At 63.0% G+C, this 25,165-nt stretch carries 24 protein-coding genes; 7 read left to right on the forward strand and 17 right to left on the reverse strand.

Going from position 1 to position 25,165, the window contains the following annotated elements; genetic code table 11:
- Nucleotides 1–116 precede the first annotated feature (116 nt).
- Complete coding sequence (locus tag ACX82Z_RS11165; protein WP_459588767.1) at nt 117–1,613, forward strand: argininosuccinate lyase; 1,497 nt, start codon at nt 117–119, stop codon at nt 1,611–1,613.
- On the opposite strand, the gene ACX82Z_RS11170 is transcribed toward ACX82Z_RS11165, so the two are convergent.
- Nucleotides 1,610–2,557 (reverse strand): LysR family transcriptional regulator, encoded by a 948-nt coding sequence (locus ACX82Z_RS11170; RefSeq protein ID WP_459588768.1) that lies wholly within the window; start codon nt 2,555–2,557, stop codon nt 1,610–1,612. The genes ACX82Z_RS11165 and ACX82Z_RS11170 overlap by 4 nt on opposite strands.
- A gap of 134 nt (nt 2,558–2,691) precedes the next feature.
- Between ACX82Z_RS11170 and ACX82Z_RS11175 the strand changes: the two genes are divergently transcribed.
- From ACX82Z_RS11175 to ACX82Z_RS11185, 3 genes are read left to right on the forward strand one after another with little or no spacing between them, the layout of a single operon-like run.
- Nucleotides 2,692–3,855 (forward strand): acyl-CoA dehydrogenase family protein, encoded by a 1,164-nt coding sequence (locus ACX82Z_RS11175; RefSeq protein WP_459588770.1) that lies wholly within the window; start codon nt 2,692–2,694, stop codon nt 3,853–3,855.
- A complete protein-coding gene (locus tag ACX82Z_RS11180; protein WP_459588771.1) occupies nt 3,855–4,979 on the forward strand; it encodes a CaiB/BaiF CoA transferase family protein in 1,125 nt (374 codons plus the stop codon). The genes ACX82Z_RS11175 and ACX82Z_RS11180 overlap by 1 nt, the downstream gene beginning before the upstream one ends.
- Nucleotides 4,976–5,821 carry an HTD2 family dehydratase gene (locus tag ACX82Z_RS11185; protein WP_459588773.1) on the forward strand — a complete coding sequence of 282 codons (846 nt, stop codon included), beginning with the start codon at nt 4,976–4,978 and terminating at the stop codon, nt 5,819–5,821. The genes ACX82Z_RS11180 and ACX82Z_RS11185 overlap by 4 nt, the downstream gene beginning before the upstream one ends.
- 53 nt (nt 5,822–5,874) lie before the next feature.
- On the opposite strand, the gene ACX82Z_RS11190 is transcribed toward ACX82Z_RS11185, so the two are convergent.
- A complete protein-coding gene (locus tag ACX82Z_RS11190) occupies nt 5,875–6,849 on the reverse strand; it encodes a tripartite tricarboxylate transporter substrate-binding protein (RefSeq protein WP_459588774.1) in 975 nt (324 codons plus the stop codon).
- A 193-nt stretch (nt 6,850–7,042) separates the two neighbouring features.
- Here ACX82Z_RS11190 and ACX82Z_RS11195 point away from each other — a divergent pair, with 193 nt between their 5' ends.
- Nucleotides 7,043–8,428, forward strand: coding sequence for an MmgE/PrpD family protein (locus ACX82Z_RS11195; protein ID WP_459588775.1), 1,386 nt, complete (start codon nt 7,043–7,045; stop codon nt 8,426–8,428).
- On the opposite strand, the gene ACX82Z_RS11200 is transcribed toward ACX82Z_RS11195, so the two are convergent.
- Nucleotides 8,397–9,257, reverse strand: a complete 861-nt coding sequence (locus ACX82Z_RS11200; protein ID WP_459588777.1) for a biliverdin-producing heme oxygenase — start codon at nt 9,255–9,257, stop codon at nt 8,397–8,399. The genes ACX82Z_RS11195 and ACX82Z_RS11200 overlap by 32 nt on opposite strands.
- Here ACX82Z_RS11200 and ACX82Z_RS11205 point away from each other — a divergent pair.
- Together ACX82Z_RS11205 and ACX82Z_RS11210 are read left to right on the forward strand one after the other, a co-directional pair.
- The gene (locus ACX82Z_RS11205; protein WP_459588779.1) at nt 9,204–11,342 is read left to right on the forward strand and encodes a histidine kinase dimerization/phosphoacceptor domain -containing protein; all 2,139 of its coding nucleotides are present in this window, start codon (nt 9,204–9,206) and stop codon (nt 11,340–11,342) included. The genes ACX82Z_RS11200 and ACX82Z_RS11205 overlap by 54 nt on opposite strands.
- A gap of 278 nt (nt 11,343–11,620) precedes the next feature.
- Nucleotides 11,621–12,730: an acyltransferase family protein gene (locus tag ACX82Z_RS11210; protein WP_459588781.1), complete on the forward strand. Its 1,110-nt coding sequence runs from the start codon at nt 11,621–11,623 to the stop codon at nt 12,728–12,730.
- On the opposite strand, the gene ACX82Z_RS11215 is transcribed toward ACX82Z_RS11210, so the two are convergent.
- The 14 genes from ACX82Z_RS11215 to ACX82Z_RS11280 form a co-directional block, all read right to left on the reverse strand.
- Nucleotides 12,681–12,992 (reverse strand): hypothetical protein, encoded by a 312-nt coding sequence (locus ACX82Z_RS11215; protein WP_459588783.1) that lies wholly within the window; start codon nt 12,990–12,992, stop codon nt 12,681–12,683. The two genes, ACX82Z_RS11210 and ACX82Z_RS11215, sit on opposite strands and share 50 nt — an antisense overlap.
- Nucleotides 12,979–13,419: a hypothetical protein gene (locus ACX82Z_RS11220; protein ID WP_459588785.1), complete on the reverse strand. Its 441-nt coding sequence runs from the start codon at nt 13,417–13,419 to the stop codon at nt 12,979–12,981. Before ACX82Z_RS11220 ends, ACX82Z_RS11215 begins: the two co-directional genes overlap by 14 nt.
- Entirely contained in the window at nt 13,419–14,588 is a 1,170-nt protein-coding gene (locus ACX82Z_RS11225) for a hypothetical protein (protein WP_459588786.1), read from the reverse strand. The genes ACX82Z_RS11220 and ACX82Z_RS11225 overlap by 1 nt, the downstream gene beginning before the upstream one ends.
- Nucleotides 14,581–14,805 carry a hypothetical protein gene (locus ACX82Z_RS11230; RefSeq protein WP_459588788.1) on the reverse strand — a complete coding sequence of 75 codons (225 nt, stop codon included), beginning with the start codon at nt 14,803–14,805 and terminating at the stop codon, nt 14,581–14,583. The genes ACX82Z_RS11225 and ACX82Z_RS11230 overlap by 8 nt, the downstream gene beginning before the upstream one ends.
- Nucleotides 14,802–15,038 (reverse strand): hypothetical protein, encoded by a 237-nt coding sequence (locus ACX82Z_RS11235; RefSeq protein WP_459588790.1) that lies wholly within the window; start codon nt 15,036–15,038, stop codon nt 14,802–14,804. Before ACX82Z_RS11235 ends, ACX82Z_RS11230 begins: the two co-directional genes overlap by 4 nt.
- Nucleotides 15,035–19,276: a host specificity factor TipJ family phage tail protein gene (locus ACX82Z_RS11240; RefSeq protein WP_459588791.1), complete on the reverse strand. Its 4,242-nt coding sequence runs from the start codon at nt 19,274–19,276 to the stop codon at nt 15,035–15,037. The genes ACX82Z_RS11235 and ACX82Z_RS11240 overlap by 4 nt, the downstream gene beginning before the upstream one ends.
- Nucleotides 19,273–19,422 (reverse strand): hypothetical protein, encoded by a 150-nt coding sequence (locus ACX82Z_RS11245; protein WP_459588792.1) that lies wholly within the window; start codon nt 19,420–19,422, stop codon nt 19,273–19,275. The genes ACX82Z_RS11240 and ACX82Z_RS11245 overlap by 4 nt, the downstream gene beginning before the upstream one ends.
- Nucleotides 19,419–19,856 (reverse strand): NlpC/P60 family protein, encoded by a 438-nt coding sequence (locus tag ACX82Z_RS11250; RefSeq protein ID WP_459588794.1) that lies wholly within the window; start codon nt 19,854–19,856, stop codon nt 19,419–19,421. Before ACX82Z_RS11250 ends, ACX82Z_RS11245 begins: the two co-directional genes overlap by 4 nt.
- Nucleotides 19,856–20,413 (reverse strand): DUF1833 family protein, encoded by a 558-nt coding sequence (locus tag ACX82Z_RS11255; protein WP_459588795.1) that lies wholly within the window; start codon nt 20,411–20,413, stop codon nt 19,856–19,858. The genes ACX82Z_RS11250 and ACX82Z_RS11255 overlap by 1 nt, the downstream gene beginning before the upstream one ends.
- Nucleotides 20,410–20,775 (reverse strand): hypothetical protein, encoded by a 366-nt coding sequence (locus ACX82Z_RS11260; RefSeq protein WP_459588796.1) that lies wholly within the window; start codon nt 20,773–20,775, stop codon nt 20,410–20,412. The genes ACX82Z_RS11255 and ACX82Z_RS11260 overlap by 4 nt, the downstream gene beginning before the upstream one ends.
- On the reverse strand, nt 20,772–23,420 hold the full coding sequence (locus ACX82Z_RS11265) for a phage tail length tape measure family protein (protein WP_459588798.1): 2,649 nt from the start codon (nt 23,418–23,420) through the stop codon (nt 20,772–20,774). The genes ACX82Z_RS11260 and ACX82Z_RS11265 overlap by 4 nt, the downstream gene beginning before the upstream one ends.
- Entirely contained in the window at nt 23,417–23,734 is a 318-nt protein-coding gene (locus ACX82Z_RS11270; RefSeq protein WP_459588799.1) for a DUF1799 domain-containing protein, read from the reverse strand. The genes ACX82Z_RS11265 and ACX82Z_RS11270 overlap by 4 nt, the downstream gene beginning before the upstream one ends.
- Nucleotides 23,735–23,811: 77 nt before the next feature.
- Nucleotides 23,812–24,183 carry a hypothetical protein gene (locus ACX82Z_RS11275; protein ID WP_459588801.1) on the reverse strand — a complete coding sequence of 124 codons (372 nt, stop codon included), beginning with the start codon at nt 24,181–24,183 and terminating at the stop codon, nt 23,812–23,814.
- 50 nt (nt 24,184–24,233) lie between these two features.
- The gene (locus ACX82Z_RS11280; RefSeq protein WP_459588803.1) at nt 24,234–25,163 is read right to left on the reverse strand and encodes a phage tail tube protein; all 930 of its coding nucleotides are present in this window, start codon (nt 25,161–25,163) and stop codon (nt 24,234–24,236) included.
- Between the last annotated feature and the right edge of the window lie 2 nt (nt 25,164–25,165).

Consider the following 25,165-nt stretch of genomic DNA (forward strand, 5'->3'; position numbering starts at 1 on the left):
CCTGCACGGTATTTATGTTCCCTTTTTCGGGGTGGGAGGCTTTAAGAGGAGGAGGCAGGGCTTTGAGAGCGCTCCCGTTTCAACGCGCATCGCGTTTCATTTCTTTCAATTCGGTCATGGCAGGGGTTTTCGCCGGATCGATTTCGCTGGCGGCGGCATCCGACATGGAAAGAGACGAATTTTTCTGGCTCGGTGAAATCAACAAGGCCACGGCGGTCATCAACAGCCAGGAAGGACTGCTCGACGAAGCTCTCGTTCCGGGCATCGCGGCGGCCATCTCGCAGGTCATCGAAGCCGGCGGCCAGCCCGATGCGGAACGCCCGTCCACCGTCATCAGCTTCGAGCCGCTTTTGATCGATGCCGGCGGCGTCGAGGTGACGCTGCTGCATGCCGGCCGCTCCAGCCAGGACATGCACGCCACCTATCGCGCGGCAATCCTGCGCGACAAGCTTCTGGAACTTGCCGACCAGCTCAACGCGACATCGCGAACGCTGGTCGATCTGGCCGCCGACCATGTCGAGACGATCGTTCCCAACTATACCAATGGCGTGGCCGCGCAGCCCAACAGCTTTGCGCATTATCTTCTCGGACACGCGGCCGGCTTCGACCGCGACGCCCAGCGCATCCGGGAGACCTATGCCCGCGTTGACCGCTCGGCCATGGGCACGACCGTGCTCAACGGTACGAGCTGGCCGCTCAACCGGCAGCGCATGGCCGATTATCTCGGCTTCGCCGCGCTCGTCGATAACGCCTATGACGCCTCGCAGATTTCCTCGATGGAACATCCGGTCGAGGTCGGCGCGATTGTGACGTCCGTCGCGCTGCATGTCGGCAATTTCATCGAAGACGTGATGACGCAATATGCGCAGACACGTCCGTGGATTTTGCTTGAGGAAGGGGACGGAAACACCTTCGTTTCATCGGCGATGCCGCAAAAGCGCAATCCGGGGCTTCTGAACAACGCACGCGTCGACGCCTCCCATGCAGTGACGCTGGCGATGGGGCCAGTCTGGCAGACGCACAACATCACGCCGGGAATGAGTGACCCGAAGGATGTCGACATGAACTCGGCCATGGTCGATGCAGGCGTCAGTGCCCTTTCGCGGTTCGACCGGGTGCTGAAGGCGTTGGTGATCAACGCGGATCGCGCGCTGGAGGAACTCAACAGCGACTGGACCGCCTCGCAGGAGGTCGCGGACGTGCTCATGCGCGACCACGGCCTGCCGTTCCGCGAGGGTCACGAGGTCGCCTCGGAGATCGTCACCCATGCCCGGGCGAACGGTATCGCGCCTCTCGATTTCCCCTATGACGAAGCGCAGCGCATCTACGCAGAGACCGTCGCCGATACGCAATACGATCCGCAGATGCCGCTAAGCGAGGCCGAGTTCCGCGCCCTGCTCGATCCGGCAAGCATCATCCGCAACCGCGCCACGTCCGGCGGACCGCAAGCCGACGAAGTCGAGCGCATGCTCGGCGAGGCCCGCGAAAAGCTCGATGCGCAGCAGGACTGGATCGCATCTAAGCGCGAGCATATCGAAACCGCTCTGGCCACGCTCGACAGCGACTTTGCTGCACTGGGCGACGCCGCGTCGGAAGAGCAGCAGGAAGACTAACCGTCAATGGGCGGGTCCGCATCGAGCATGCGGCCCGCCCAGATTTTCTGGTCGACCAGTTCGCGCGCGATTTCGATGAAGGTCGCCCCGACGGCGCGCGCTGCCGGCGTGCGGCGTCTGTCGGCGGGATAAGCGACGACGAGTTTTCGCACCGGCTCGGGATCGACGATCGAATGGGCGGCGAGCGCGCCCTCCTCCACCAAATCGTGAAGCGGTGCCAGCGGCAGGATCGTACCGCCGAGACCGGCCCGGACGAGATCGACCATCGCCGTCAGCGATTCCGCCTCGACACTCGGGCGAAGGGACACGCCCGCCTGCCTTGCGTAAAATTCGAGCAGGTTGCGAAGCCCGTGGCGCGGGCTCGGCAGGACGAGTTCGGTGCGCGCAAGCTCGGCAAAGCCGATCGTTCGCAGTTTGGCGGGCTTCCCCGTGCCCTTTTCGAAGTAGAGAAGCTTTTCCTCCATGACGGGCGTGATCGTCAGGGATCGCTGCGGCTCGGGATCGTAGGAAAGCGACACCTCAAGTTCGCCGCGCTGGAGCCAGTCGAGGAGATGGCCGCTGAAGGCAGAGGAAAATCGAACGGCAAGTTCGGGGTGTTTTTCGCGCAGGCGCCGTACGAGCGGCACCGTGACGATCTCGGCCACTGTCGGCGGCATTCCCACCATTACGACGCCGCGAATATGGGTGTGACCGGACGCGGCAATGTTGCGGATGGAATCGAGACCCGCCAGCACATTGGCCGCCTGGTCGAGAATCTCCCGGCCGATATCCGTCACCGCCATGCCGCGCCCGTGACGCTCGAAAAGCTTGACGCCGAGTTCTTCCTCAAGAAGCCGCATCTGGCGGCTGAGCGCCGGCTGCGCGATGTTGAGACGGTCCGCCGCCTTGCTGAGGCTGCCGAGTTCGGCAACGTGGATGAACGTCTTGAGCTGATGAAATTCCATGACGCCGGGTCCATTTTTGAAGTCTGCCTTCATCCTATACCCGATCGGCATAGCTTTTCAGCCGAAATGCTATTCGAATTTGTCGGCCAGCTTCGGTATCAGCGAAGGCGACACATATCCGGAGAGTCTGAAAGATGCGAACCGTAGGCGACGACCAGCATATTGAAATCCGCGAAGCGGTGCGCGCACTGTGCGCCGAGTTTCCTGCGGAGTATCACCGCAAGGTCGACGAGGCCCGCGGTTATCCCGAAGAATTCGTCGACGCGCTGACGAAGGCCGGATGGATGGCCGCGCTCATTCCCGAAGAATATGGCGGGTCGGGCCTCGGTCTGACGGAAGCGTCCATCATCATGGAGGAGATCAACCGGGCTGGCGGCAATTCGGGAGCCTGCCACGGCCAGATGTACAATATGAACACGCTGATCCGGCACGGATCTGAGGAGCAGCGGCAAAAATATCTGCCGAAAATCGCGGCCGGCGAGTTGCGCCTGCAATCGATGGGCGTCACGGAACCGACGACCGGCACGGACACGACCAAGATCAAGACAACCGCCGTGAAGAAAGGCGACCGCTACGTCGTCAACGGGCAGAAGGTCTGGATCAGCCGTATCCAGCATTCGGATCTGATGATCCTTTTGGCGCGTACGACGCCGCTCGATCAGGTCAAGAAGAAATCAGAGGGGCTTTCGATCTTCCTTGTCGATCTGCGCGAGGCCGAAAAGAAGGGGATGAGCGTCAAGCCGATCACCAATATGGTGAACCACGAGACCAACGAACTTTTCTTCGACGATCTGGAAATTCCCGCCGAAAATCTGATCGGCGAGGAAGGACAGGGCTTCAAATACATCCTCACCGGCCTCAATGCCGAACGCACGCTGATCGCGGCCGAATGCATCGGCGACGGATACTGGTTCGTCGACAAGATCACCGCCTACGCCAAGGAGCGCGTGGTTTTCGGCCGGCCTATCGGCCAGAATCAGGGCGTCCAGTTTCCCATTGCCGATTCATTCATCGAGGTCGAAGCCGCCAATCTGATGCGCTTCGAGGCGTGTCGGCTCTACGATGCGGGACAGCCATGTGGAACGCAGGCCAACATGGCGAAATACCTCGCGGCCAAGGCCTCGTGGGAAGCCGCGAACGCCTGCCTTCAGTTCCATGGCGGCTTCGGCTTCGCCTCCGAATACGATGTGGAGCGCAAGTTCCGCGAAACGCGGCTTTATCAGGTCGCGCCGATCTCGACTAATCTGATCATGAGCTACGTGGCCGAGCATGTGCTCGGGCTGCCGAGGTCGTTCTGATGAACGTGCGACTGCCGCTGGAAGGGCTGACGGTGCTGGCGATCGAGCAGGCCGTCGCTGCGCCCTTTTGCACGTCGCGCCTTGCCGACGCGGGCGCGCGCGTTCTGAAGGTGGAACGGCCGGAGGGCGATTTCGCGCGCGGATATGACGATGTCGCCGCCGGGCAGTCGAGCTATTTCGTCTGGCTCAATCGCGGCAAGGAATCGATCGTCCTCGACCTCGCCTCGCCGGACGGAAAGGCCGAACTCGCGCGCCTGATCGGCGAAGCCGACGTTCTCGTCCAGAATTTGAAACCCGGCGCACTCGCGCGGCTCGGCTTTCCGATCGAGGATTTGTGCGCAGCCAATCCCCGCCTGATCGCCTGTTCCATCTCCGGCTATGGGGACACCGGCCCGCTTGCGGACCGCAAGGCATACGACCTTTTGATCCAGGCCGAATCCGGCCTTTGCTCGATCACCGGCGGGCCAGGCGAGCCGGCGCGCGTTGGCATTTCCATCGTCGACATCGCCACCGGCGCGACAGCTCATGCGGCGATCCTCGAAGCGCTGATCGGGCGCGGCATCACCGGCAAGGGTGCGGATATCCGCATCTCCATGTTCGATGTGATGGCCGACTGGATGGCGGTTCCGCTGCTCCAGCACGAGGGCGGAAAGTCGCCGCGCCGCGTCGGGCTTGCCCATCCTTCCATCGCGCCTTACGGCGTTTTCCGCACGCTCGACGGCAAGGACATTCTGATCTCGATCCAGAGCGAACGGGAATGGGTGAAACTGTGCGAAATCTTCGCCGAAAAACCCGAGGCCGCGCGAGAGCCGCGTTTTGCGACAAATGTCATGCGTGTTGCCAACCGCACTGAGACGGACGCTTTCATCGCTTCCGTTTTCGCCGGGTTGGACGATGTGGAAGCCAAGACGCGGCTTGCACGCGCCGACATCGCTTTCGCCTCGCTCAACGACATGGCCGAACTTGCGCGCCATCCGCATCTGCGCCGCATCACGGTCGAGACCGAAAACGGCCCGGTTGCGATACCCGCGCCCGCCACGATCCTGACCGGCGAAAGCCGAGCCTACGGCAAGGTTCCGGCGGTGGGCGAGCGCCTTGAACCGATACCGAAAGGCAAGACATGAGCGCACCGATCGACATCGAGTATCTGAAAGGCTGGATCGGCCGCGAGGAAAGCGCGACGGACATCGTCACGCCGCAACTCGTCGCCCGCTTCGACGCCACGCTCGACACCGTCACGGAACCGGCGGCGGGCGCTATCGCGCCGCTGTTGATCCATCTGTGCCTTGCCCCGCCAGCGGCTCCGATGGACGCGCTCGGCCCGGACGGGCATCCATCGCGCGGCGGGTTTTTGCCACCGGTTCCCCTTCAACGGCGCATGTGGGCGGGCGGCGCCTTCACCTTCGAGGACGACATACGCGTCGGCGACGAGGTCACACGGCGCTCGCGCATCCTCGACGTAGCCGTCAAAGAGGGCCGCACCGGCACGCTTTGCTTCGTCACCGTCGAACATTCGATCGTCGCGAATGGCAGGACCGCAATCGTCGAGCGGCAGGACATCGTCTATCGGCAACCCGACGGCGCTTCCGCAAAACCGGCTGCCGCCGCGCCCGCGCCAAAAGGCGAACACAGCTTCACCGTTGAGCCGACGCCCACGCTTTTGTTCCGGTATTCGGCGCTGACCTTCAACGGGCACCGCATCCACTATGACGCGCCCTATGCGCGCGAAGAGGAGAACTATCCCGGTCTCGTCGTACACGGTCCGCTGCAGGCGACACTTCTGGCCCACTTCGCCGCACGGATCAAAGGACGCAGGCCAGCGGTATTCTCGTTCCGCTCGTCCTCCACGCTGTTCGACGGCGAACCCTTTGTTCTTTCGGCCAGCGAAGACGGTGATGCGCTTCGCCTTTGGACGGCGCGATCTGGCGGGCCGGTCGCCATGTCGGCAGAAGCGACCTTCGACTGAAACATGAAAAAGGCCGGCGATTTCGCCGGCCTTTTCTTTCGTCGGACAGAAACTCAGTCGGCGTATTCGCCGGCTTCCTGAATGATCGGACGCCAGAATTCGAGTTCGCTCTTGAAGTGGGCTTCGAGCGATTCGGGCGTCGCATCTTCCATCGATACAGGCGCGGTGCCGAGATCGGCGAAGCGGGCGATGACGCGTTCGTCCTGCAACGTCGTCTGCAGGCTCTGCGTCAGGCGCTCCTTGACCGCATCAGGCGTTCCGGCCGGCACGTAGAGCCCGTGCCAAACACCGACCTCGAAGCCTTCCAGTCCTTCCTCGACGGCGGTCGGCACGTCGGGCAGCACTTCGATCCGCTCGGTGGTCGCCGTCGCAATCGGCTTGACGGAGCCTTGCTGCACCGCGTTGGTCGCGCCGGTCGTCTGATCGCACAGGAGATCGACCTGACCGCCCATCAGATCGGTCAGCGCTGGGCCAGTTCCCTGATAGGGGATTGTCGTCACCTGCGCGTCGATGATCTGCTGGAACAGCATGCCGCACAGATGCGAGACGGCACCCGGCCCCGCATTGGCGAGCATCGTGGCTTCCGGGTCTTCGCGGATGATTTCCAGAAGTTCGGCCAGATTGTTCGCGGGATGGTCGTTACGGGCCAGAAGAAGCATGGGCACCGTGGTAACCTGCCCGATATAGTCGAAGGCCGTCAGCGGATCGTAGGGCAGGTCGCGATAGAGCGTCGCGCTGGTGGTGATGCCCATATGGTGCAAAAGCACCGTGTAGCCATCCGGCGCGGCCTGTGCCAGATGCCGCGAGGCGAGCGTGCCGCCCGCGCCGGTCACGTTCTCCACGATCACCTGCTGGCCAAGATCGCGCGACATCGTCTCGGCCATCATCCGGCCGATGACGTCGGTCGGGCCGCCTGCCGCGAACGGGATGACGAGCGTGACGGGCTGGGTGGGATAGTCCTGCGCACCGGCGATGCCGGTGCCAAGAGCCGTCGCGGCCAAAAAGGCCGCTGCAATCGATTTCTTCATGTCTCCTCCAATTTTTGACGGTCCGCTCCGATGCGCAATCGCGCGCATTCGGAAAGGCCATCATCGGATCGTAGGGAGGGAAGCGCTACGCGGTAAAATACCTTTCGGCTCGATCAGTTATAGCAAGATGATATGCCTTTCGCGACGAGACGGCTGCTAGAAGAAAAGCCGGATCAGGGAGGAGCCACGTTTCATGGGAAATTCGATCACCGGACCGAGCGCGGAACTCGCCACTTTCATCGCGGACCTGAAGTTCGAGGACATTCCTGCGTCCGTCGTCGCGCGCGCCGAAGACCTCTTCGTCGATTGGGTCGGCTCGGCGCTGGCCGGCAAGGGATCGCGCCCGGTCGAAACGATCGCCGCTTTCGCCCGGGCCATGGGGTCGGTAGACGGGCCTTGTGAAATCCTTCTCGATCGATCCGGTTCGACGCCCTATTTCGCCGCGATGGTGAACGGCGCAGCCTCGCATGTGGCCGAGCAGGACGATGTGCACAATGGCTCCGTCTTTCATCCCGCCGCTGTCGTCTTTCCACCGGCACTGGCCATCGCGCAGGCGACCGGCGCGTCGGGCAAGGACTTCATCACCGCCGCCATTGCCGGATACGAAACCGGCATCCGCGTCGGCGAATTTCTCGGCCGCTCGCATTACAAGACGTTTCACACCACCGGGACGGCAGGCGCCCTCGCCTCCGCCGCAGCATCCGGCCATCTGCTCGGCCTCGATGCCGAAGCGATGCTAAACGCGTTCGGCTCGGCGGGAACGCAGGCGGCCGGTCTTTGGGAGTTCTTACGGGACGCAGCAGATTCCAAGCCGCTGCATACCGCCAAGGCCTCGGTCAACGGGCTGACGGCCGCCTATCTCGCCAAGGACGGTTTCACTGGCGCGCGAGCGATCCTCGAAGGCGCGCAGGGGCTTGGCGCGGGCATGTCGCGCGACGCCGATCCGGCGAAGATCACCGATGGGCTGGGCACGCGCTGGGCGCTTGCAGAAACGTCGTTCAAGTTCCACGCTTCGTGCCGGCATACGCACCCGGCGGCCGATGCGCTGCTCAAGGCCATGAGCGAACACGCTCTCAGGATCGACGACATCGCTCATGTCACCGCGCTTGTCCATCAGGGCGCTATTGACGTCCTCGGCCCTGTCGTCGAACCGGCGAGCGTCCATCAGGCGAAGTTCTCGATGGGAACCACGCTCGGCCTCATCGCGCGTCACGGCCGTGCAGGCATGGGCGAGTTTGACGCGGACTACGCGGTATCGGCGATCGGGGATTTTCGCAAGAACGTGGACATGCAGCTCGACCCCGAGGTGGACGCAGCCTACCCGGCGCGCTGGATCGGCAAGGTCGAAGTCACAACCCGCGACGGGCGCACGCTCCACGCCCGGGTCGACGAACCTAAGGGTGATCCCGGCAATTCGCTGTCGCGCGCCGAGATCGAAACGAAGGTGACTGGCCTTGCCGCCTATAGCGGTGCTGCAAGCGAAAGCGAGATGCGTGACGCGTTGCCGCGACTGTGGGCGGTCACCGGTCTCAATTCGTTGAGCGCTCTCATGCCGTCCGCGCCAGGTCGGGTCCGGTAGCGTCCAGCGCCGCCCGCACACGGGCGAAGGCGGCGATGGCGCCTTCGACAACGGAATCCTCCTGTCGGGCCGTCAGATCGACGGCGTCGAGTTCGTTTTTGAATGTCCGCCAGTGCAGTCCCCGCCCCTCAGGTGCCGCAGCCAGATGCCGTGCGCCGAAAACGTCGGACAATCCCAGCAGTTTGGCTTCCTTGAGCAGAAACGCCGCGCCGAGATTCGAACCCTCGGCGACATAAAGCCAACCCAGCGCGATGGGCAAATCTATGTCGGCGTGCGCCCTGAAAGCCGGCGCAATCTCCGCTTCGGGATTTTCCGCCCCAAGATCAGCCAGATCCCGTTCGATCAGGCAAAGCCGGCTGCTGCCCGCAATGGACGGGAGCAAAGCGCTTAGGCTGGTGTCGGCGTAGAGCGCTTCGATATCCCGGTGAAAGAAATATTGAATATAGAGAAACCGGCGATAGCGCTCCCGGCTTGCAAAGGGCTCGAGGCTCATGACGGCATGGTCCAGCCGCTCATGCGTCGAATGAGTTGCCTGCTTCAAGCGCTGGGCCCTGCTTTTGCGAGCAGGCATCTCCAAGGTGGCGAAAACCATCGTGAACTGCTTTCCTTCAAAGGCCGTGACACGGAATCGGTCCCGACACGCCACCGCCGATGTCTTATGCCGCAGTCGCGTCGATGCAAAATCCAAACTTTTGCCAAACACCGTGCTACAAGCGCTTATCGAATTGGCCGAAGCACCGGTTTTTTCGTCCTGCAAAAGCCGTGGGAATAACCGATGCTTGAACGTACTGCCTCCGATCTGACCAATTGCGATATTGAGCCGATCCACATTCCGGGATCGATTCAGCCCTACGGGATCATGCTGATCATCGACGGCAACGGCGTCATCGCAGGCTATGCCGGCGGCGGCGAGGAAACATCCGCGATCATCTCCAAGCGGCTCGAAGACGTGGTCGGTCCCGACCTCGCTGAAAGGCTGGGCGATCTGCCGGAAACGGGAATCAAGGTTCTCGGATCGACCGATTGGGCCGGTACGAAACATGACGCGGTCGCCTATCGAAGCGGCGATCACACGATCATGGAACTCACGGCGGCCGATGAAGACGGGAAGCGTCTCGATTCGGTTTTCCTTGCCCATCTCGACGGCATGGGCGCCGTTCTGGAGCGCTCGACATCGCTGACCGATCTGGCGCATCAGGCGGCCAAGCTCTTTCAGGAACTGACCGGTTACGGCCGGATCATGATCTACCGCTTCATCGAGGACGACGCTGGCGTGGTGATCGGCGAAAGCATCGCGAACGGTTCCGGCGCGTTCATGAACCATCATTTCCCGGCATCGGACATCCCGAAGCAGGCGCGAGCGCTTTATGTGCGCAACAAGGTGCGCGTCATCGCAGACGTCAACTACACGCCGCAGCCCGTCATCAGCGGCGCGCAGGATTTGACCTCGATCGACATGAGCGATTCGACCCTGCGTAGCGTGTCGCCGATCCACATCCAATATCTGAAAAATATGGGCATCGCGGCCTCGGCGTCGATGTCGATCATCAAGGACGGCATCTTGTGGGGCCTCGTCGCGTGCCACCATGACCAGCCGCGCCCCCTTTCCCTGACGACGCGCCTCGCCTGCCAGACCGTCGCCACGGTGCTCGCCCGCCAGATACGGCTTCGCGAGGAAGGCGATCTTTACCGGGAACGCATTCGCCTGCGCGGGCAGGAGGACGTGATCGTCAGCCGTCTGGGTTCCGACGACTCACTGTCCGCATTCCTCAATCGGTCCGGCGAAGATCTCGCCAATCTCCTGCGTGCGGACGGGTTTGCCGCGATGCAAGGCCCCGATCTCTTCAGCGCTGGCCGCTGCCCCGATCCGATCGACATTCGCGCGATCGGCGAACATGTGCGCAAGCCAGCATCGATCAAACCTGTCGTGACGAGCCATCTGTCGAGTGAGATCGCTGCGGCAAGCGCCTACAAAGACTCCGCCAGCGGCCTTCTGGCGGTGACGATGTCCACTGAAGTCCCAACGATTTTGATGTGGTTTCGAGCCGAACAGCTTCAGACCGTGAAGTGGGCGGGCAATCCGCACAAGGACGTCGAGTTCGACAAAAGTGCCGTATTGATGCCCCGCTCGTCGTTCGAGGCGTGGTCCGAGCAGGTATCGGGACGCTCGCGCGAATGGAGCCATGCCGAGGCGGAATCGGCGTCCCGGATCGTCAGGCTGATGCTCGAAGCGCGCAACAACCGACGCATGCGCAAGCTCAATCGCGAACTGACCACGACGCTGAAAGAAAACGAAAGCCTGATCCAGCAAAAGGACTTCCTTCTGAAGGAGGTCAATCATCGCGTTCAAAACAGCCTGTCGCTCGTTTCCGCATTCCTTCGCATGCAGGCGCGTAGCGCCGAACCGGAAGTCCGCGAACAACTCGCACAGGCTGAACACCGGCTGACGGCGGTCGGGCTCGTGCATCGCCGGCTCTATCAGGACGACAGTCTGGAGATCATCGATCTTTCCCGCTACTTGGACGAACTGGTCGGCGAGTTGCAGACAGCCATGGACCCGGCATGGCAGGAGCATATTACGCTAGACCTCGCACCGATGCTGATCGAAACGGAACGTGCGGTGAGCGTCGGCCTGATCGTCAACGAGCTTTTGACCAATTCGGTCAAATACGCCTATGGCGGCGAACCCGGCCCGCTTCTCGTCAGCCTCGAACAGCACCGCGAGACGTTCCGGGTGATCGTCGCGGACAGGGGCAAGGGACATAAAGGCGAAATCGAGGGCACGGGCTTCGGCTCACGCATGCTCGCCGCCCTCGTCGACCGGCTGAACGGCACGATAGACCATGAGGACAACCGGCCCGGCTTCCGGACGATCGTGGCGGCCCCGATCAAAATATCGAAAGAAAAGAGCTAGTCGAGCCAGGTCGCCGCAAAGGCCGGAGACGCGATAAAGCTGCCCGGCTGAGCTGAGATGGGCGGCGGTGTGCACATCCCCTCCTGAAGATATTTCAGGGCGGATGCAAAGCCGCTTTCGGTGAATGGCTTGGCGATTACGTGTAGCGCGCAATTTCAAATGCGGCACGACGACAGATCAAATGCGGACAGCTTTGTAGCCGAAATTCGGCCCGCCCCGTCAGTTGTCGCCCCCCTCTGCCGGTGCTAAACCCGCTCTGCTTTTTGGGTGGGGCTCGAATGCAACATATCTACGGCTTCAATGCGCTGCGCGCCTTCTCTGTCACGCTCGTAATCCTTTCTCACATCGGGATCATGGGTGCCGCACAGCATCCGGCCTGGAAGAACTTTTTCAGCGTCTTCAATGCGAGCTACGGCGTGAAGACATTCTTCGTGCTGTCCGGCTTCCTGATCACAACGCTGCTGATCCGAGAGCACGACGCGAGTGGCAGGATCAACATCTTCGCTTTCATGAAACGGCGAGCGTTGCGCATCCTGCCCCTTTACTTCCTGATCGTCGCGATCGTGCTGGTCCTGATCAACCAAGGAATCGCCCAGGACAAACTGACAGCTGTCATCTATGCCACGTTCTTCGCCTATAACTTCGTGCCGCGCGCAGAGGCGGTCAACTACATGTCGCACATGTGGTCCCTCGCCGTTGAAGAGCAATTCTACCTCGTCTGGCCCTTCGTCTTCGCACTACTCTTCACCCGTAAGCCCGTCCTCGTCATCTTTGCAGGGCTGATCGTTCTTTTGTGCTGGTGGCGATTGGCCACCGGCTACGAAGGGGCCGCTGACACGCACTCGCCTTGGTTCTGGACCATCCCGGCCATCTACCCGATCATGATCGGCTGCATCTTCGCACTCGTGACAGACTGCCTGCGAACCGTCATGAAGAGCGTGCCGGCGTTGGTCATCGCGATTGGTCTGATCAGCATTCCCCTTTGGACGACCTGGTCGTCCAGTCTAGAGATCGCCGGCACCACTGGCATAGCACTGCTGATCGCATGGATATTCCTCAACCAGCATCGCGCATGGGTGAAAAAGCTCGATTGGGGTCCGATCGGCTATTTCGGCTTGATCAGCTACGGCCTTTACATGTGGCAAGGGGTTCTGACTGGCAATGGTTCGTACAGATATCCCGGCTACGAAAGCTTTCCGTTGAACGTCTACCTTGGAGTCGCGCTGACGGTCCCGATCGCGATGATGTCTTATCACTTTTTTGAAGACCCTATTCGTCGAGGAAAATGGCCATCTTTTCGCAAGCGGCAGACAGCAACTATCGAGGCACCAGCATCCGCTACAGGGATGCCGCCCAAATCCACAGATCGTCAAACTCTGACGAGCTAAACTCCATGGCAGTGCGAAGGTGCTCGACCAGCCAGTGATTCCGCTCGTACTTCGTCGCCCAACGCCATTCGACCTCGGCCGCGCCACGATCTCCGATATTCGCGATTGCCGCGATCTGCGCTTCGACGTCCGCATCGGTCAGACCGATATTGAGCATCACAAGGCGAAGCTGTCGCGGGGTCAGCGGCACGAGCTGCGCGGCCTTCGCCTCTGCCGCGCGCTGTGCGGCCGTGCTGATCATCCACGGCTCAGGCGTCTTCATCTTCGGCCTCCCTTGCTGCCGGCACAAACTCAGTCGAAACCTCGGACTCCTGCCGCCAGCGCCGAGTTGTCGTGACGACGTTGGTGCCACCATCCACGTCGACGTGCTCAACCTCGACAGTCGTGTTCGTCGGTACGTCGACGGTGCCGTCTTCCGTCACGACGATTGGTTCAGGCTCAAGCTGCCATGGCTCTGGTGACGATCCGTGCGGCAGCAGAACAGTGAGCCGAACTTCTCCGTCGACCTTTTCGATAGGGCCGACAAGCCAGTCGTGAAGGTGAGCGCTGGCATGCTCGTAGGGAATGACATCCCCGTCGTTCAGGCCGTTAAAGTTGAGCAGTTCGCCGTTGATACGCAGCCGGTCGCCCGATGTCTTTTCGAGTGTCAGCGCCGTATCATTCCAAGCGGGTGAAAACGTGATCCGCATTATAAAAGCCCCATCGCAAAGCAGGTAACCCCGGCCAGGGCAGCGCCAGAGGCCATGCCACTCGACCACATTTGAACCTGACAGCTAACGCCACTGCTTGCGCGCATCGCTATGAACCCGGGCGCTCCGGTAGGCCATGGGTTCCACTCCGAGACTACCCCGAGTTTGGCAGGCTCCGACGCGAAGCTGGCCGGGAATGTCCACTGGTTTTGGTAGATGGCGTTGCTCAAGTAACTGAGTTGAAAGTTCGCACGCCAGCACAGTTGCACGACGCCGCCAAGGCGAACGGCGACGCCATTGGGGTTCTGGATTATCTCCGGAAGCAGTGGCGAGAAGGACGACCACGTGGCACCTGTCGTGTTGGAACCGCGCACGACAATAAGGTTAGGCTGCCCGTTGACCCCGAGAGTGACGATCTGCGTCACGATCTGCCCGACCCGGATCACGAGTACGGTGCCATATGACATCCCTGGGGGAGTGTTCAGCGTGGCCGGGACAATATGATAGAAGCCGGCGTCGACGGCCTTGTTCAGGTCATTGTCGGGAGGCGAAATACTTGTAGTGCCAAGCCGAGTTCCCGCCGTGATCATCGCTAGTGCGGCGAAGATGTCGACCGCCCCAAAAAGTGACCTTCCCCCCGCACCACCACCTAACGCCTCTTGCGCAGCCGCCTGTGTACCGGCTGTGAATACTGAGCGACCGGCCGCACCTCCGCCAATGGCCTCTTGAACCTCCGCGTTGTTGGCCTTGGCGATAATATCCCTGCCCTTAGCAGTCAGGTCCGTGAGCGCCATGCCGGCAGCAGCAAAATATGGCAGCTTGTTCGCCGCACCTTCCAGGTCGCCGAATGCGGTCAGGTTCGGCACGAGGGCGGCCATGAGGTCGGCGTGGGCTGCAATCAGCCGATCGGCGTCAGACACGCGCAAAATCTCGTAGTAAACGTTCGCGCGGGCAGTGTCGGGCCACTGCTCGGTCAGCAAGAGCGAAGTGTTCGAGACGACGGATGCGATCGACACGGTCCGGCCGGCAATCTTGAATTGATCGCCCGTACGCAGGCCGGCCGACAGCCAGTTCGTGCCGTTACCGGTGACCGTCTTGCGCTGCGCATCGGTTCCGGACGCGACGACGCTGGCTGTGCCGGTCGAATAGATCGGGCTCCAATCAGCCATTGGCCTTCCCCCTGGGCTTCGCTCCTGCGCCGGCGGCCTCGGTCGTCACGGCGGTCAGGGCCTCGGCGAGCGCGGCCTTTTCCTTGCATTCGCGCTCGTACGCGACGGTGAGCGCCGCCAGTTCCAGTTCGAGCCTCTGGTTGTGGTCACGCTGGCGGCGACAGAGCTGCTTGTAGAGTTCGATCTCGTCGACGGGGGTTTCAGCCTGTTTGGTCATGTCTCTTCTTCCTCGATCGGCACGAAGCGTTGCGCATCGACGTCCCATCGACGCGATGTCTGGTTTTCGATGAAATCCTGATAGTCGGCCTCTGAGATCGGCACGTTGTTGGCCGGGATTTTCGCGCGGCGGGCGCGAAAGCAATTGTCGTCTGCAACGTAGTGCTCGACATCGTTGCGCGTGGCGAAGCCCGAAAAGGAACCATCGTCGAAGAGCAGGACGTAGCGTCTCATGCGCGCACCTCCTGAATAGTCATGTACCGATCGCTGCAGACGTTCGACCTGCTGTTCAGACCTTGCTGCGCAGTGCCAGCGTAAACCGTGTATTGCTGGTTGGCTGCACCGCCATAATCGAGAGCCCGAAACCGAACGTGCCCGCCATATCCACCCGACTGGCTCGTACCCGACGTACTTTCCCGAACGGAGCCAAAGAAGGTTTCGGTGAACGTCTTGATGACAGTCGTTCCCCTGCGAATCTCGAACACCCAACTCTTCGTGTCATTCGCGATGTCAGCCGTGTACCGGCTGGCCGCATTGCAATCGACCTCGATGATGCGTAGGCGTCCGGCAACGCCGGAAATCGTCGTCTGCGCGATGATCGTACTCGGACCATCTGAATTGATTTGCAAAGGGGCCGGCTGGTCGTAGGCGGCAACCGCAGTGACCGCACCGTTGGCGAGTTCCGTATACTCAATGCCGTTGAGGATCAGCCTGTTCGCAGCCATGGTGCGGGCGTTGATCCGGTTGCCTTCCAGCGTTCCGAGCACGCGCGCAAAATAGACATGCAAATCCTCGGCGATCAGCGTGCCATTCTGGATGATGACCGGCCGGAAGCGGTTTGCGGCGTCATAGAAATAGAAGCTGTTGGCGAGCGCGCCGATGGTGCCGATACCGCCTTCGCGTTCGACCAAAAGGCCCGTCGGAAACGCAGCGTCGACGCCATCGTCGAGCGTCAGCGCCCACCGTGCCCGGCCGCCGCCGGGCGAAGCCATCACTTCGCTCTTGACCGTGATGCTTGCGGCGACCGCGCCGACCTGCGCGGTCAGCTGCTGGAAACCCTGCGCCATCGCCGTAATGCCGCTTTCGGTCGCCTCGACACGCGCGACCACCGCGTCTACCGCGCTGACGCTCGCCTTGCCGCCGAGGTCGAGTTCGATGCGGTCGACGATCGCACCGATCAGCGTCACACTGTTTTCGGTGATGTCGATGCGGCTGGTGACCGTCTGGCTGACATCGGCGACGATGCCGGAAAGGTCTTTCTTGTTCTTCTCGCCGGCAAGCCACGTGCCCGCGTTGGCAAGGGCCAGCCGGTCGGTGGTCAGTCGGATGGCGCGGATGGCCTGGCCGAGCATGGAAAGCTGATCGCCATTGTCCAGCGCGGCAATCTCGGCCGCGAGCGAATCGGTCACCGCGACGTCGGCCTTGCCGGCGATGCTGGCGACGGCGTCATCTATATTGCGGGCATTGGCGCTGACGCCCTCGTCGAGAAAATCGACGCGGCCGAGCAGGGTCGACTGGGCCTGCGCCAGCGCGTCGATGCCGGTTGCCGGATCATCGAGGCGCGCGGCCACGCCATCGATCAGCTGCCCCAGTGCCGCGTCGGCCGCCGCTCGCGTCTCGCTCTCGCCATAGACGAGAGCGCCGAGCTGCTCGATGTCGACAAGACGGTCGGCACGCTCGGCCGCGATGTCCTCGGCATTGCGCGTGACCAGCTCGCCGAGGCCGAACAGCGGACTTTCACTGTCCAGCCAGTCGATCATCTCCGCGATCCACTCGCGGGCGCGGCGCTGGATTTCGTCCTCGATCTCGTCGGGCAGCTGAAGGTTCGGGATATCGGCGACGTGGCGATAGACCCACGCGCCGCGCAGGCGGCCGATCGGCGCGACACGTACCGTAACGGGCTGCGGCGCGATCGCGACGTTGAGGCGCGTGGCGGCCGAATCGTGCACCGGCGTCCAGTTCGCCTCGGCCGGATCGTCGATCGCGCCGTCGTCGTAGGAGATTTCCGCGACGTAGCGGTCCGCGCCGGCGGCCGCGCGCCAGCCGGCCTGAAGCTCGACCGACATGGTGCCACGAATCGCGGCCGCGTACAGGTCGCTCAGGACCGGCCGATCGGGAACGGGTGCGAGCAGGTCCGGCGGCGTCCAGGGCGACGGGATGACTTCGGTCCGGTCGACGGCGTGGCAGCGCTGATCGTCATTGACCAGCGTCACGTCCCACAGTTCCGAACCGATCGCCCGCGCCTCGACGACGAGGCCATCGAACAGGCGCTCCTCGATGCGCAGGACGGTCGCGTGCGCCGGCTCCTGACGGGTGGCGTCCGCCAGCGCGGCGGTCAGCGTTCCGTGGCGACCCTCGACCGTGATGCGGTCCGCCTGGTTGAGCGTGATCTTGTTGCCGACAACAGAATCGACCCGGCATGGTCCCCATTCGGTTCCGACCTTCGATCGGATGGCAACGATCGCCTGCCCACCGGGATGGTCGAGTTCGCGGTCGAGCGTGAGGACGTTCGCCGATCGCGCCTCGATGCGGCCGAAGCCGACCAGCTCATGCAGCGGATCGTGCAGCACGACCGGATCGCCGCGAACGAGCATGCGGCCTTCGCGCTCGCATTGGAACGTTCTGAAGGATCTTCGAAAGGCGTTTTCACCGGCTTGGAAGATGCCTTCACGCCACGCATGATCGTGATCGGTGATACCGAAAAGAGAAAGCTCCTGCGGCTTGTCCTGGCCGACCGCGCCGATCGCGGCGAGGACGGAACGATCGCGCCACGTGTCGCCGTCGAGAAAGTTGACTTCCAGGTGGTCGGGAGCGTCCTCGGAGAACCAGACGTCGTGGCGCTGGATCGAGCCGGCAACGATGGTGTCGGGCGTGAACGCCATGCGACGGACCTGTTTTGGTTCGTCGCGCACGAAGCCGATGATGGAGCCGAGCCGGACATGGTAGGCGCGGCCGACGCGCAGGATCGCGTCGATCGCCTCAGACGCCTGCCAGCGCCGATCGAACAGCCCGTCGAATTCGTCGCCACGATCCTCCCAGAGGTTGGCGTAGGACGTCAGCCAGCCGAGATCATATTCGTGTTCGAGGAGGCCGAGCCGCTTCATCAGATCGGCGACGGCCCATGCCGGATTGCGGGTCGCCTCGGGAGCCGTCCACACGCCGTTGCGCCGAACCGGCAGGAGGCGCTGCCCGGTGAAGAGATATTGTCCCGATGCCTCGCGTGAGATTTGCTCGTTGGCCCGGATGCGGGTCGCGATGAGCGTCACGTCGGCCGGCGTCTGGAAGCCCGGCACATAGCCGCGCAGGCCGCCCCAGACGACACGGTTAAGCCTGGTCGGCGGTCCGCCGGCAGCGTCAGCCTCGTCGGCACCCGATGCGCCGAGGCGGACCTCATAGCGGCCGGCCGGAACATTGGCCGCGCTCGAAAAGCGCTGCGGCGTGCGCGTCTTCGCCGAGTGGTTGCGTGAGAAGAGCGGACGGAATGCATCGAGCGCGTTGCCGGCGTAGTCGATCGGACGGTACTCGGCAAAGACCTGACGGGACAGCGTGTCGCCGCCGCCCTTCTTGTTGATGGAAACCAGCCCGAGCGGGAACACGTAATCGCAAGCAATGCGCGTGACCTGCGTTCCGGGCGCACTGACCGCGAACGGGCCGAGCCAGTTCGGCGCGTCCGGCACCTGCTGGCCGTCGACCGTTGCGGCGCTGACGACGTTGGCCGGAAACAGTGTGACCGCGCCACCCGGCCGAATGATCTGGATTTGGGTATCGCCGCCCATCCAGCCGGTCGTGAAGCCGCCATCCTTCGACCAGACGAGCGTGTCGCCGATCTCCCAGCGCTGGACGTCGATATCGCCGATGCCCATGCAGTGGAGCTGGTAGAGATACTGGTCGTTGTCGATGAATTCGCCATACGGGCGCGCGGCATAGGGCGGCGGATAGCGCAGGCGACCGTAGAGCACCGGGATCGGTTCGAGCGGCATCGCCCGGTTGCCGGAAGCCCGAGCAGTGTAGACCGTCTCGGCCGAGGGCGATTGCTGGTTCGGCATCAGCCGCGACAGGATGAACTGCCCGGCGATCATGATGCCTGCACCGATGACGCCGGCGGCGATCGAGAACGCCGTCGTTCCGGCCGTGAAGCCCATCATGCCCGCGAGCGCGCCGGCGGCCCACGGCGCGAAGATCGACAGCGCGATCGAGGCGACGGCGGCGAGGACGCCCGACAATGCGCCTTTGCCTGGAACCGGCACGAAGGCGAGCTGGTGACCGTTTGTGACCTGACGGACGTGCCATGCGCCACGCATGACAGGCTCGGGCTGGCCGGCGGGATTGGTCATGACGGCGATCGTCGGCAGGCCGAGCGGCACCTTTTCCATGGCGACGATCTCGCCGACCGTGCGCGGCCGATCGAGAACGAGCGAACGCGGTGACTGGTCGAGTGCCGACGACAGGATGAGGACGCGCGGGCCGATCATAGCGCACCCCGGCGGCGCAAATCAGCATTCTCCGCTCGCAAACGCGCGATTTCCGTGCGTTGACGAAGGCATTCGAGGCTCACTTTCGTCACTGCCACGATTGCAGCGATGGTGATCAGGAAGAGCGCGATCTCGGCGGAGCTCATTTGCCGACCTCCGGCACGAAGAACGACAAGCGCCAGCGCTGGGCCGGACTGATCAGCTGGAAGCGCGAATTTGCAACGACGCCGGTCTGCTCGATCGTGTGAACGACGAGGCCGCCATCGAGGTCGACCCAGCACCCCATGTGAAACCCGCAGTCCTGACGCGCCATGACGACGATCGCGCCGTCGACCGGATCGGCCGTTTCCGCCCAGCGCTCACGCTCGGGATGCGCGGCAATCGCCGAGGCGACGGCAAAGCGGCCGGTCTCGCCGGGAAGCTGGAAGCGCGGAAGCGCACGGCCCCAAAAGTCGCGCTGCAACTGACGGGCAAGGCCGTAGCAATCGAAGCGTGTCGGCCCCATCTCGCCGGCAACGTATGGTTTGCCGATGAGGCCGTTCAGATAGGATACGCGGGCGGCCCGTTCCGTGATCATCATCAGAACAGCCCCGGAAAGTCGTCTTGGATGAAGCGTCGGCGCGGGAAGCCGACATTGATCAGGTCCTTGAAGGCAGCCGTCAGCTCGATCGTGCTCGCGGTGGCATAGATTTCGCGAACTGTGAGACCGCGCAGGACTTCGAGCGGCCCGCCGTGCACCGACCACGCGCCCGTATCCGCATTGTGATTGGCAAGCCAAGAGCGCAGGATCAGCCGACCGTCGGCGCGAATCGAGAGCGCCTCGTCGATCCATGGCAGCACCTCGCGGCCGACGAAGTCGAAGGCAAGGCGGACTTCGCCGATCTGCCCCTCGGCCTGGTCAGGCCGCACGATGCGCATGGCGGCCGGTTCGAACGCGGTCACCTGACCGCCCTTCAGCGGTGCATCCGGTTCGAGCTGCAGATCCCACGCGCGCTCGTCGAGAACGAGGCGGATCGAATCGGGCAGGTTCTGATCGCTGACAAACATCGGATGCAGAAGCTCGATCGCCTCCAGCTCAATCTGATCCATTGCGGCCGAGGCGCGCGCTTCCGCGATTGCGGCGTCCCAGATGCTCATGGCGTCACCCCGAACACGAACAGTTCTGCGGTGACGCGCCAGTCACGACCGGGCTTTGTCGACGCGTACATGCCTTTGAAGAGGCAGGTGCGGACGGCATAGTCCGGTGCGGCCGGCATCTGGAAGCGCTTTGCGCCAGACACAAGCGTGCGGTGATAGAAGGTGCGGAACGCTTGATACTCCGCGTCCGACCAGTCCCAGGCGAAGGCGTAGAGCTGGCGCGAGACCGTGGCAGCCTGTCGACGCCGGCGCGCGCCGCCCTCATATTCCGTTTCTTGCGGTGGAACATGCGGTTCGAGAAGCCGGAAGGCATCGCGGCGCGGGCGAAACTGGAGATTGTTCGGCCAGACGGCAAGGCTCATCGCAGCCTCCTGCCGAGACCGAAGGTCGAGCGGGTCGCATTACCAAGGCGGCCGCTATTCATCGACGACACCATCGCGTCCTCGATCTGCTTGATGATAAGCGGCATCATCATCTCGCCATTCGCGCCCTGCTGGGGCTGGCCGGCTTCCACTTGCACGCCGGCGCGATCGACGACTTCGAATTTGATCGAAACCGGCGACGGCGCGCCATTTCCCTGCATGCGCAGCGAGACGGGGATCGAGCGGCCATCCGGTAGCGGCACCGCCGCTTCCGGACCGGCCTCGCCGAAGATCGCCGGCCGATCGGAAATGCCGCCCTTGGCGAACAATCCACCGCCGCCGGCAGCGATGACGCGCGCAGCACCCGGCGAGATGGCGTTCATGGAAGCGAAGGTTGCACCGCCGCCGAAGCCGAGCGCCTGTGCAAGAATGCCCCAGATGCTGCCACCGCCACCGCCGTTGAAGTTCTGATCCAGCATCACGTCCTGGATGCGCTGAGCGATCCGGTCGAGGATGTTGATGGCGATATCGCCAAGGTCTTCCAGCTCCAGCTTGCCATCCCGGCCCGCGCGGCGGATCGAATCCATGGTCCCGGCGAGAATGTCATTGCGAAACCTCACGCCCTCCTGGATGCGCCGATCGGTCTCGCGGATTTCCTCCATCGCGGCAACTTGCTGCGCATAGGCCGAGGTCTCGGCCTCGATCGCCGCGAGCCGCTTGGCCGACACACCCTCCGAATCCGACTGCGCGGCCTGAAGAAGCCTTTCGGTGGCGATCAGCTTTTCGCGCTCATAGACGGACATGCCGATCGCCGAGGCCTCGATCTCCATGGCGCGGGTGCGTGCGCTGATCTGCTCGATCTGCCGGTCGAAATCGCTGACCTTATCGGCACCGCCTCCTCCGCGGCCGCTGCGCGGCAGTGGCTCCATCTCGATGTTCGGCCGCGTGGTCGGGATCGGCATCTGGGAGACGCGGATGCGATCGAGAAGTGCCTCATACGCTGGTCTAGCATTCTCTCGAATGATCCGATCTTCGGAGCCAAGCGCCTTCATGAACTCGGCTCTCGCTTCCGCACGCTGCCGGGCAACACCTGTCAGTTCTGGTGTGCCCATTTGCTGTAGCCGGCCGAGAGCCGCTGCAGCTTCGTTCAGACCTTTGACCTGCTGTTGTGCCGTCTCACCGAGACCCGACAGGGCGTTCTTGCTGGCCAGCATATTGCGCTGCAGTTCGGCACCTTCCTCGATCAGGCTGGAAATCGAGTCGACGAGTTCTCCGATACCCTCGTCGGCCTCGTTATCGAAGAATGCGCGGTTGATTGCATTTTCGAGCGCGATGAAGTTCGGCTCACCGCGCGCGGCACCAGCTATAAAGTCCTCGATCTCCTTTCGAAGAGGAGCAAATCGCTCAGTCGCAACACGAGCACCTTCAGCAGCATTTTCGAGATCGACCCAAAGCTTTTCCAACTGGGCAGAGAGTTCCGCGTAGAGCGCGTCATCACCTACAGCGGTGACCATGCGCGTGGTGACCTGTTCGATCTCGGCCGCGATCCGCTCATAGTCGGTCCGGATGATATCGGTGTTGCCCAGAAGCCCTTCCGTAAGGCGGCCAAGTTCCTGTTCCAGGGTCTGTCCGATACGGCGGTTTTCACCCTGAAGGACGAGTCGGCTCTTCTGAACGTAAGTCTCGACGCCGCTACCTGCCTCGCCCCATTTCTCCCGGATCGAGCCGATGTTGTCGCGATGCGCTTCGAGCGCCGCGTCGGCTGTCTCCGCGCCTTCCGACGCCTCCATGAAATACTGCACGGCCGCGCTGCCGGCGGCGATCACGCCGATCGTCACCAGCGAGACCGGATTGATGACAGACAGGAAAGCAGAGGCGAGCCCGTGCACCGGCCGCTCCATCGTATTGAGGACGGCTGAAAGCTGGGTACCCTGCTGAAGCGCGATCTGTAGCGGCGACATGCCCATGGCCGTCGTGACGCCGATATCCTGAAACTGAGCTGCGACGTTCGCGGTGGCAAAGCTGTTGTTGCCGCCTGGGATAAGCTGGGCCTGCTGGCTGGCCGTGCGCTGCGCAGCGGCCGCCTCGATCAGTGCGGCGCTGCGACCCTTCAGCGCCGCGATGCTTTCGAGCGATGCCGAACGCTCCCGGCCAATCGCTGCGGTCATCTCCGCCGTCGATATCGCCCCGACAGCATGCGCGTTGCGGATTTCGGCCTGCGCCGTCTGGTAGCGGCGGATTTCAGCGTAGAGCGGGTTGTAGCGCGCGCGCAGCCGGTCAAGTTCCGCGCCATAGGCAGCGACATCCCGACCGCGACTCGCATCGCCGGCAAAGGGCGTGCCGACCGGCTCGACACGGCCGACGTTGAGGCGACGGTTGATCGTGGCGACCAGGCGCTCCTCGGCCGCAACCTGCGCATGCTGCGCCTCGACGGCCCGGCGGGCCGAAACGGAGACCGCGTCATTGGCAGCTGCGGCCTCGCGGGAGGCCGCTGCCGCCCCAGTGCTGGCGGCAGTGGAGCGGCGGCCGGCCGCTTCCGCGCTCTCGCCGATGCCATCGAGGGCAGCGCGGGTTTCGGCCGCCTCCTGTTTGACCGACGAGGCCTCGGCGGTCAGTAGCATCGAGAGTTTGAGCTGTCGGTTCATGCCGGCCCGTTCCTCACTTCAATCAGCGCCTTCAGCGCCGCTTCTTCCATCGTCCGGATGTCTTCGAAGATCCGAGAGGCTTGCCGCCGCCCAGCCGGCCGGTTGCCGAACCGGCGATCGAGGAGCGCGTTGACGCCGGCATAATCGAGCCCAGATTCTTCGGCGAAACCGAACCCGGCGACGATGCGCCACTGCGTCGAGCAATCGAGGAAGGCGAGGAGGCTTTGCCAGTTTTCCGGCCACACCGGGAAATCGTCTTGCGCTTCTTCATTCACCTCGACCCGGACGCCGAAACCGGCGAAGTCGGCTGCCACTTGCGCGTCGATCTGGACGGGCTGTTGCGGATCATCGCGACCGGAACGGCCGAACGCCCAAAGGCGCGCGGCCTCTCTCAGTTTCCCCTTCGGGCCTCGCCCGGTACCAGCGACTCGTCGAACGCGCGGAACACGCCCATCCGGAACCACGACGATTGCATCGCGCGGGAAAGGTTCGTCTCGTTGAACGGTATGTCCCCACCGTCATCGCCGACGACGTCGCGCCAGCCGCGGCAGCGCTTCATCATCTGGTCGAGCCGCATGCCGGTCTGCTCTGCAGGCGCTAACTCAGCGATCGCCTTGTCCTCGGCGCGCGCCTGATCGAGCGGCACGGATTCGAACTGCATCGAGAATTCGAATTCCAGAACCTTACCGGCCTGATCCGGATCAGGCATCTTCACCTTGATCGGCCACCAGTAGGTGTGCGTATCGGCAAGCTTGAACTTCATTTTGCAGGTCTCCTCGTCGAACTCGTTTCAAAGCGCCTTCGAAGGCGTGTTCAGCGCACCGTGATGATCAGCTCGTCATCACCGGCGTCGGGCATGAACATCAGAGGCAAAGTGTTGTTCTTGATCCCCTGCGTCTGACCTTCGGTGTAGCGGCCGATCTGGACGCGCGGCGCGGTGAACGAGACGATGTTTCCGGCGGCGGTACCGTGAACGAGCGCCATCGAACCGGTCTCGTGACCACGCGCGATCTGATCCCAGTTGATGGTCGCCAGACGTCGCGCTTCGAGGACGGCCGAACCGCTGGCCTGACGATCGACGGTCTCGGCGCTTTCCGAACCGATCAGGAGGCGCGGCTCGACCTGGTTGCCGAGGTCGATCGAGATGCGCTCTGTCGGGCCGGCATAGCCGTGAAGCGAGAACGTCGTGTTCGCACGGGTGACGACGACGGGCGTCTGGAACTTCGTCACGTCGACGGCCGGCAGAGCCTGATCGGTGACGGTGCCCGAGAACCCGATAAAGTTGAAACGGTAGCGGGCGATGCGCTGCGGCGTGAACTCGACCGAGACGTTGCCGCGGCAGCCGAGCAGGACGTGGCGGACACCGTCGCGGTTATAATAGAGAGTGACGGCCTCGAAATCGTTCGAGACCGGCGCGTATTCGACTTCCGTGCCGGCCGTGACGGTCTCGGCAAGGCCGCAACCGCGCAGGAGCGAGCCGTAGCCGGGAACGTCGCCGGCCGCGCCGGCACCTGCGACCTCGACCGAGAATTCGAGCCGGCCGTAAAGCCCGGTCAGGATGACGCCCTGGTTGCCGAGATACGGCAACAGGAGATCGCGGTTTTCCTCGCCGCCTTCCAGCGGCGTGAAATTGACGTCGACGGCGAGGATCGCGTCGGCCGAACCCGTCGGAGCGGCATCGATGCCGTAGGTGGCCTCGACCTTCGCCAGAAGCGCAAGCTTGCGCCAGTACATCTTCGACATGG

The sequence above is a fragment of the Aliihoeflea sp. PC F10.4 genome (genome assembly GCF_054612275.1).

What these genes read in the sequence shown, in the direction of transcription:
- ACX82Z_RS11205 (WP_459588779.1), top strand. Translation starts at nt 9,204, where the DNA reads ATGCTTGAACGTACTGCCTCCGATCTGACCAATTGCGATATTGAGCCG.
- ACX82Z_RS11190 (WP_459588774.1), bottom strand. Translation starts at nt 6,849, where the DNA reads ATGAAGAAATCGATTGCAGCGGCCTTTTTGGCCGCGACGGCTCTTGGC.
- ACX82Z_RS11220 (WP_459588785.1), bottom strand. Translation starts at nt 13,419, where the DNA reads ATGCGGATCACGTTTTCACCCGCTTGGAATGATACGGCGCTGACACTC.
- ACX82Z_RS11185 (WP_459588773.1), top strand. Translation starts at nt 4,976, where the DNA reads ATGAGCGCACCGATCGACATCGAGTATCTGAAAGGCTGGATCGGCCGC.
- ACX82Z_RS11225 (WP_459588786.1), bottom strand. Translation starts at nt 14,588, where the DNA reads ATGGCTGATTGGAGCCCGATCTATTCGACCGGCACAGCCAGCGTCGTC.
- ACX82Z_RS11245 (WP_459588792.1), bottom strand. Translation starts at nt 19,422, where the DNA reads ATGAGCTCCGCCGAGATCGCGCTCTTCCTGATCACCATCGCTGCAATC.
- ACX82Z_RS11215 (WP_459588783.1), bottom strand. Translation starts at nt 12,992, where the DNA reads ATGAAGACGCCTGAGCCGTGGATGATCAGCACGGCCGCACAGCGCGCG.
- ACX82Z_RS11195 (WP_459588775.1), top strand. Translation starts at nt 7,043, where the DNA reads ATGGGAAATTCGATCACCGGACCGAGCGCGGAACTCGCCACTTTCATC.
- ACX82Z_RS11170 (WP_459588768.1), bottom strand. Translation starts at nt 2,557, where the DNA reads ATGGAATTTCATCAGCTCAAGACGTTCATCCACGTTGCCGAACTCGGC.
- ACX82Z_RS11280 (WP_459588803.1), bottom strand. Translation starts at nt 25,163, where the DNA reads ATGTCGAAGATGTACTGGCGCAAGCTTGCGCTTCTGGCGAAGGTCGAG.
- ACX82Z_RS11265 (WP_459588798.1), bottom strand. Translation starts at nt 23,420, where the DNA reads ATGAACCGACAGCTCAAACTCTCGATGCTACTGACCGCCGAGGCCTCG.
- ACX82Z_RS11230 (WP_459588788.1), bottom strand. Translation starts at nt 14,805, where the DNA reads ATGACCAAACAGGCTGAAACCCCCGTCGACGAGATCGAACTCTACAAG.
- ACX82Z_RS11175 (WP_459588770.1), top strand. Translation starts at nt 2,692, where the DNA reads ATGCGAACCGTAGGCGACGACCAGCATATTGAAATCCGCGAAGCGGTG.
- ACX82Z_RS11235 (WP_459588790.1), bottom strand. Translation starts at nt 15,038, where the DNA reads ATGAGACGCTACGTCCTGCTCTTCGACGATGGTTCCTTTTCGGGCTTC.
- ACX82Z_RS11180 (WP_459588771.1), top strand. Translation starts at nt 3,855, where the DNA reads ATGAACGTGCGACTGCCGCTGGAAGGGCTGACGGTGCTGGCGATCGAG.
- ACX82Z_RS11210 (WP_459588781.1), top strand. Translation starts at nt 11,621, where the DNA reads ATGCAACATATCTACGGCTTCAATGCGCTGCGCGCCTTCTCTGTCACG.
- ACX82Z_RS11260 (WP_459588796.1), bottom strand. Translation starts at nt 20,775, where the DNA reads ATGAGCCTTGCCGTCTGGCCGAACAATCTCCAGTTTCGCCCGCGCCGC.
- ACX82Z_RS11165 (WP_459588767.1), top strand. Translation starts at nt 117, where the DNA reads ATGGCAGGGGTTTTCGCCGGATCGATTTCGCTGGCGGCGGCATCCGAC.
- ACX82Z_RS11250 (WP_459588794.1), bottom strand. Translation starts at nt 19,856, where the DNA reads ATGATGATCACGGAACGGGCCGCCCGCGTATCCTATCTGAACGGCCTC.
- ACX82Z_RS11275 (WP_459588801.1), bottom strand. Translation starts at nt 24,183, where the DNA reads ATGAAGTTCAAGCTTGCCGATACGCACACCTACTGGTGGCCGATCAAG.
- ACX82Z_RS11240 (WP_459588791.1), bottom strand. Translation starts at nt 19,276, where the DNA reads ATGATCGGCCCGCGCGTCCTCATCCTGTCGTCGGCACTCGACCAGTCA.
- ACX82Z_RS11255 (WP_459588795.1), bottom strand. Translation starts at nt 20,413, where the DNA reads ATGAGCATCTGGGACGCCGCAATCGCGGAAGCGCGCGCCTCGGCCGCA.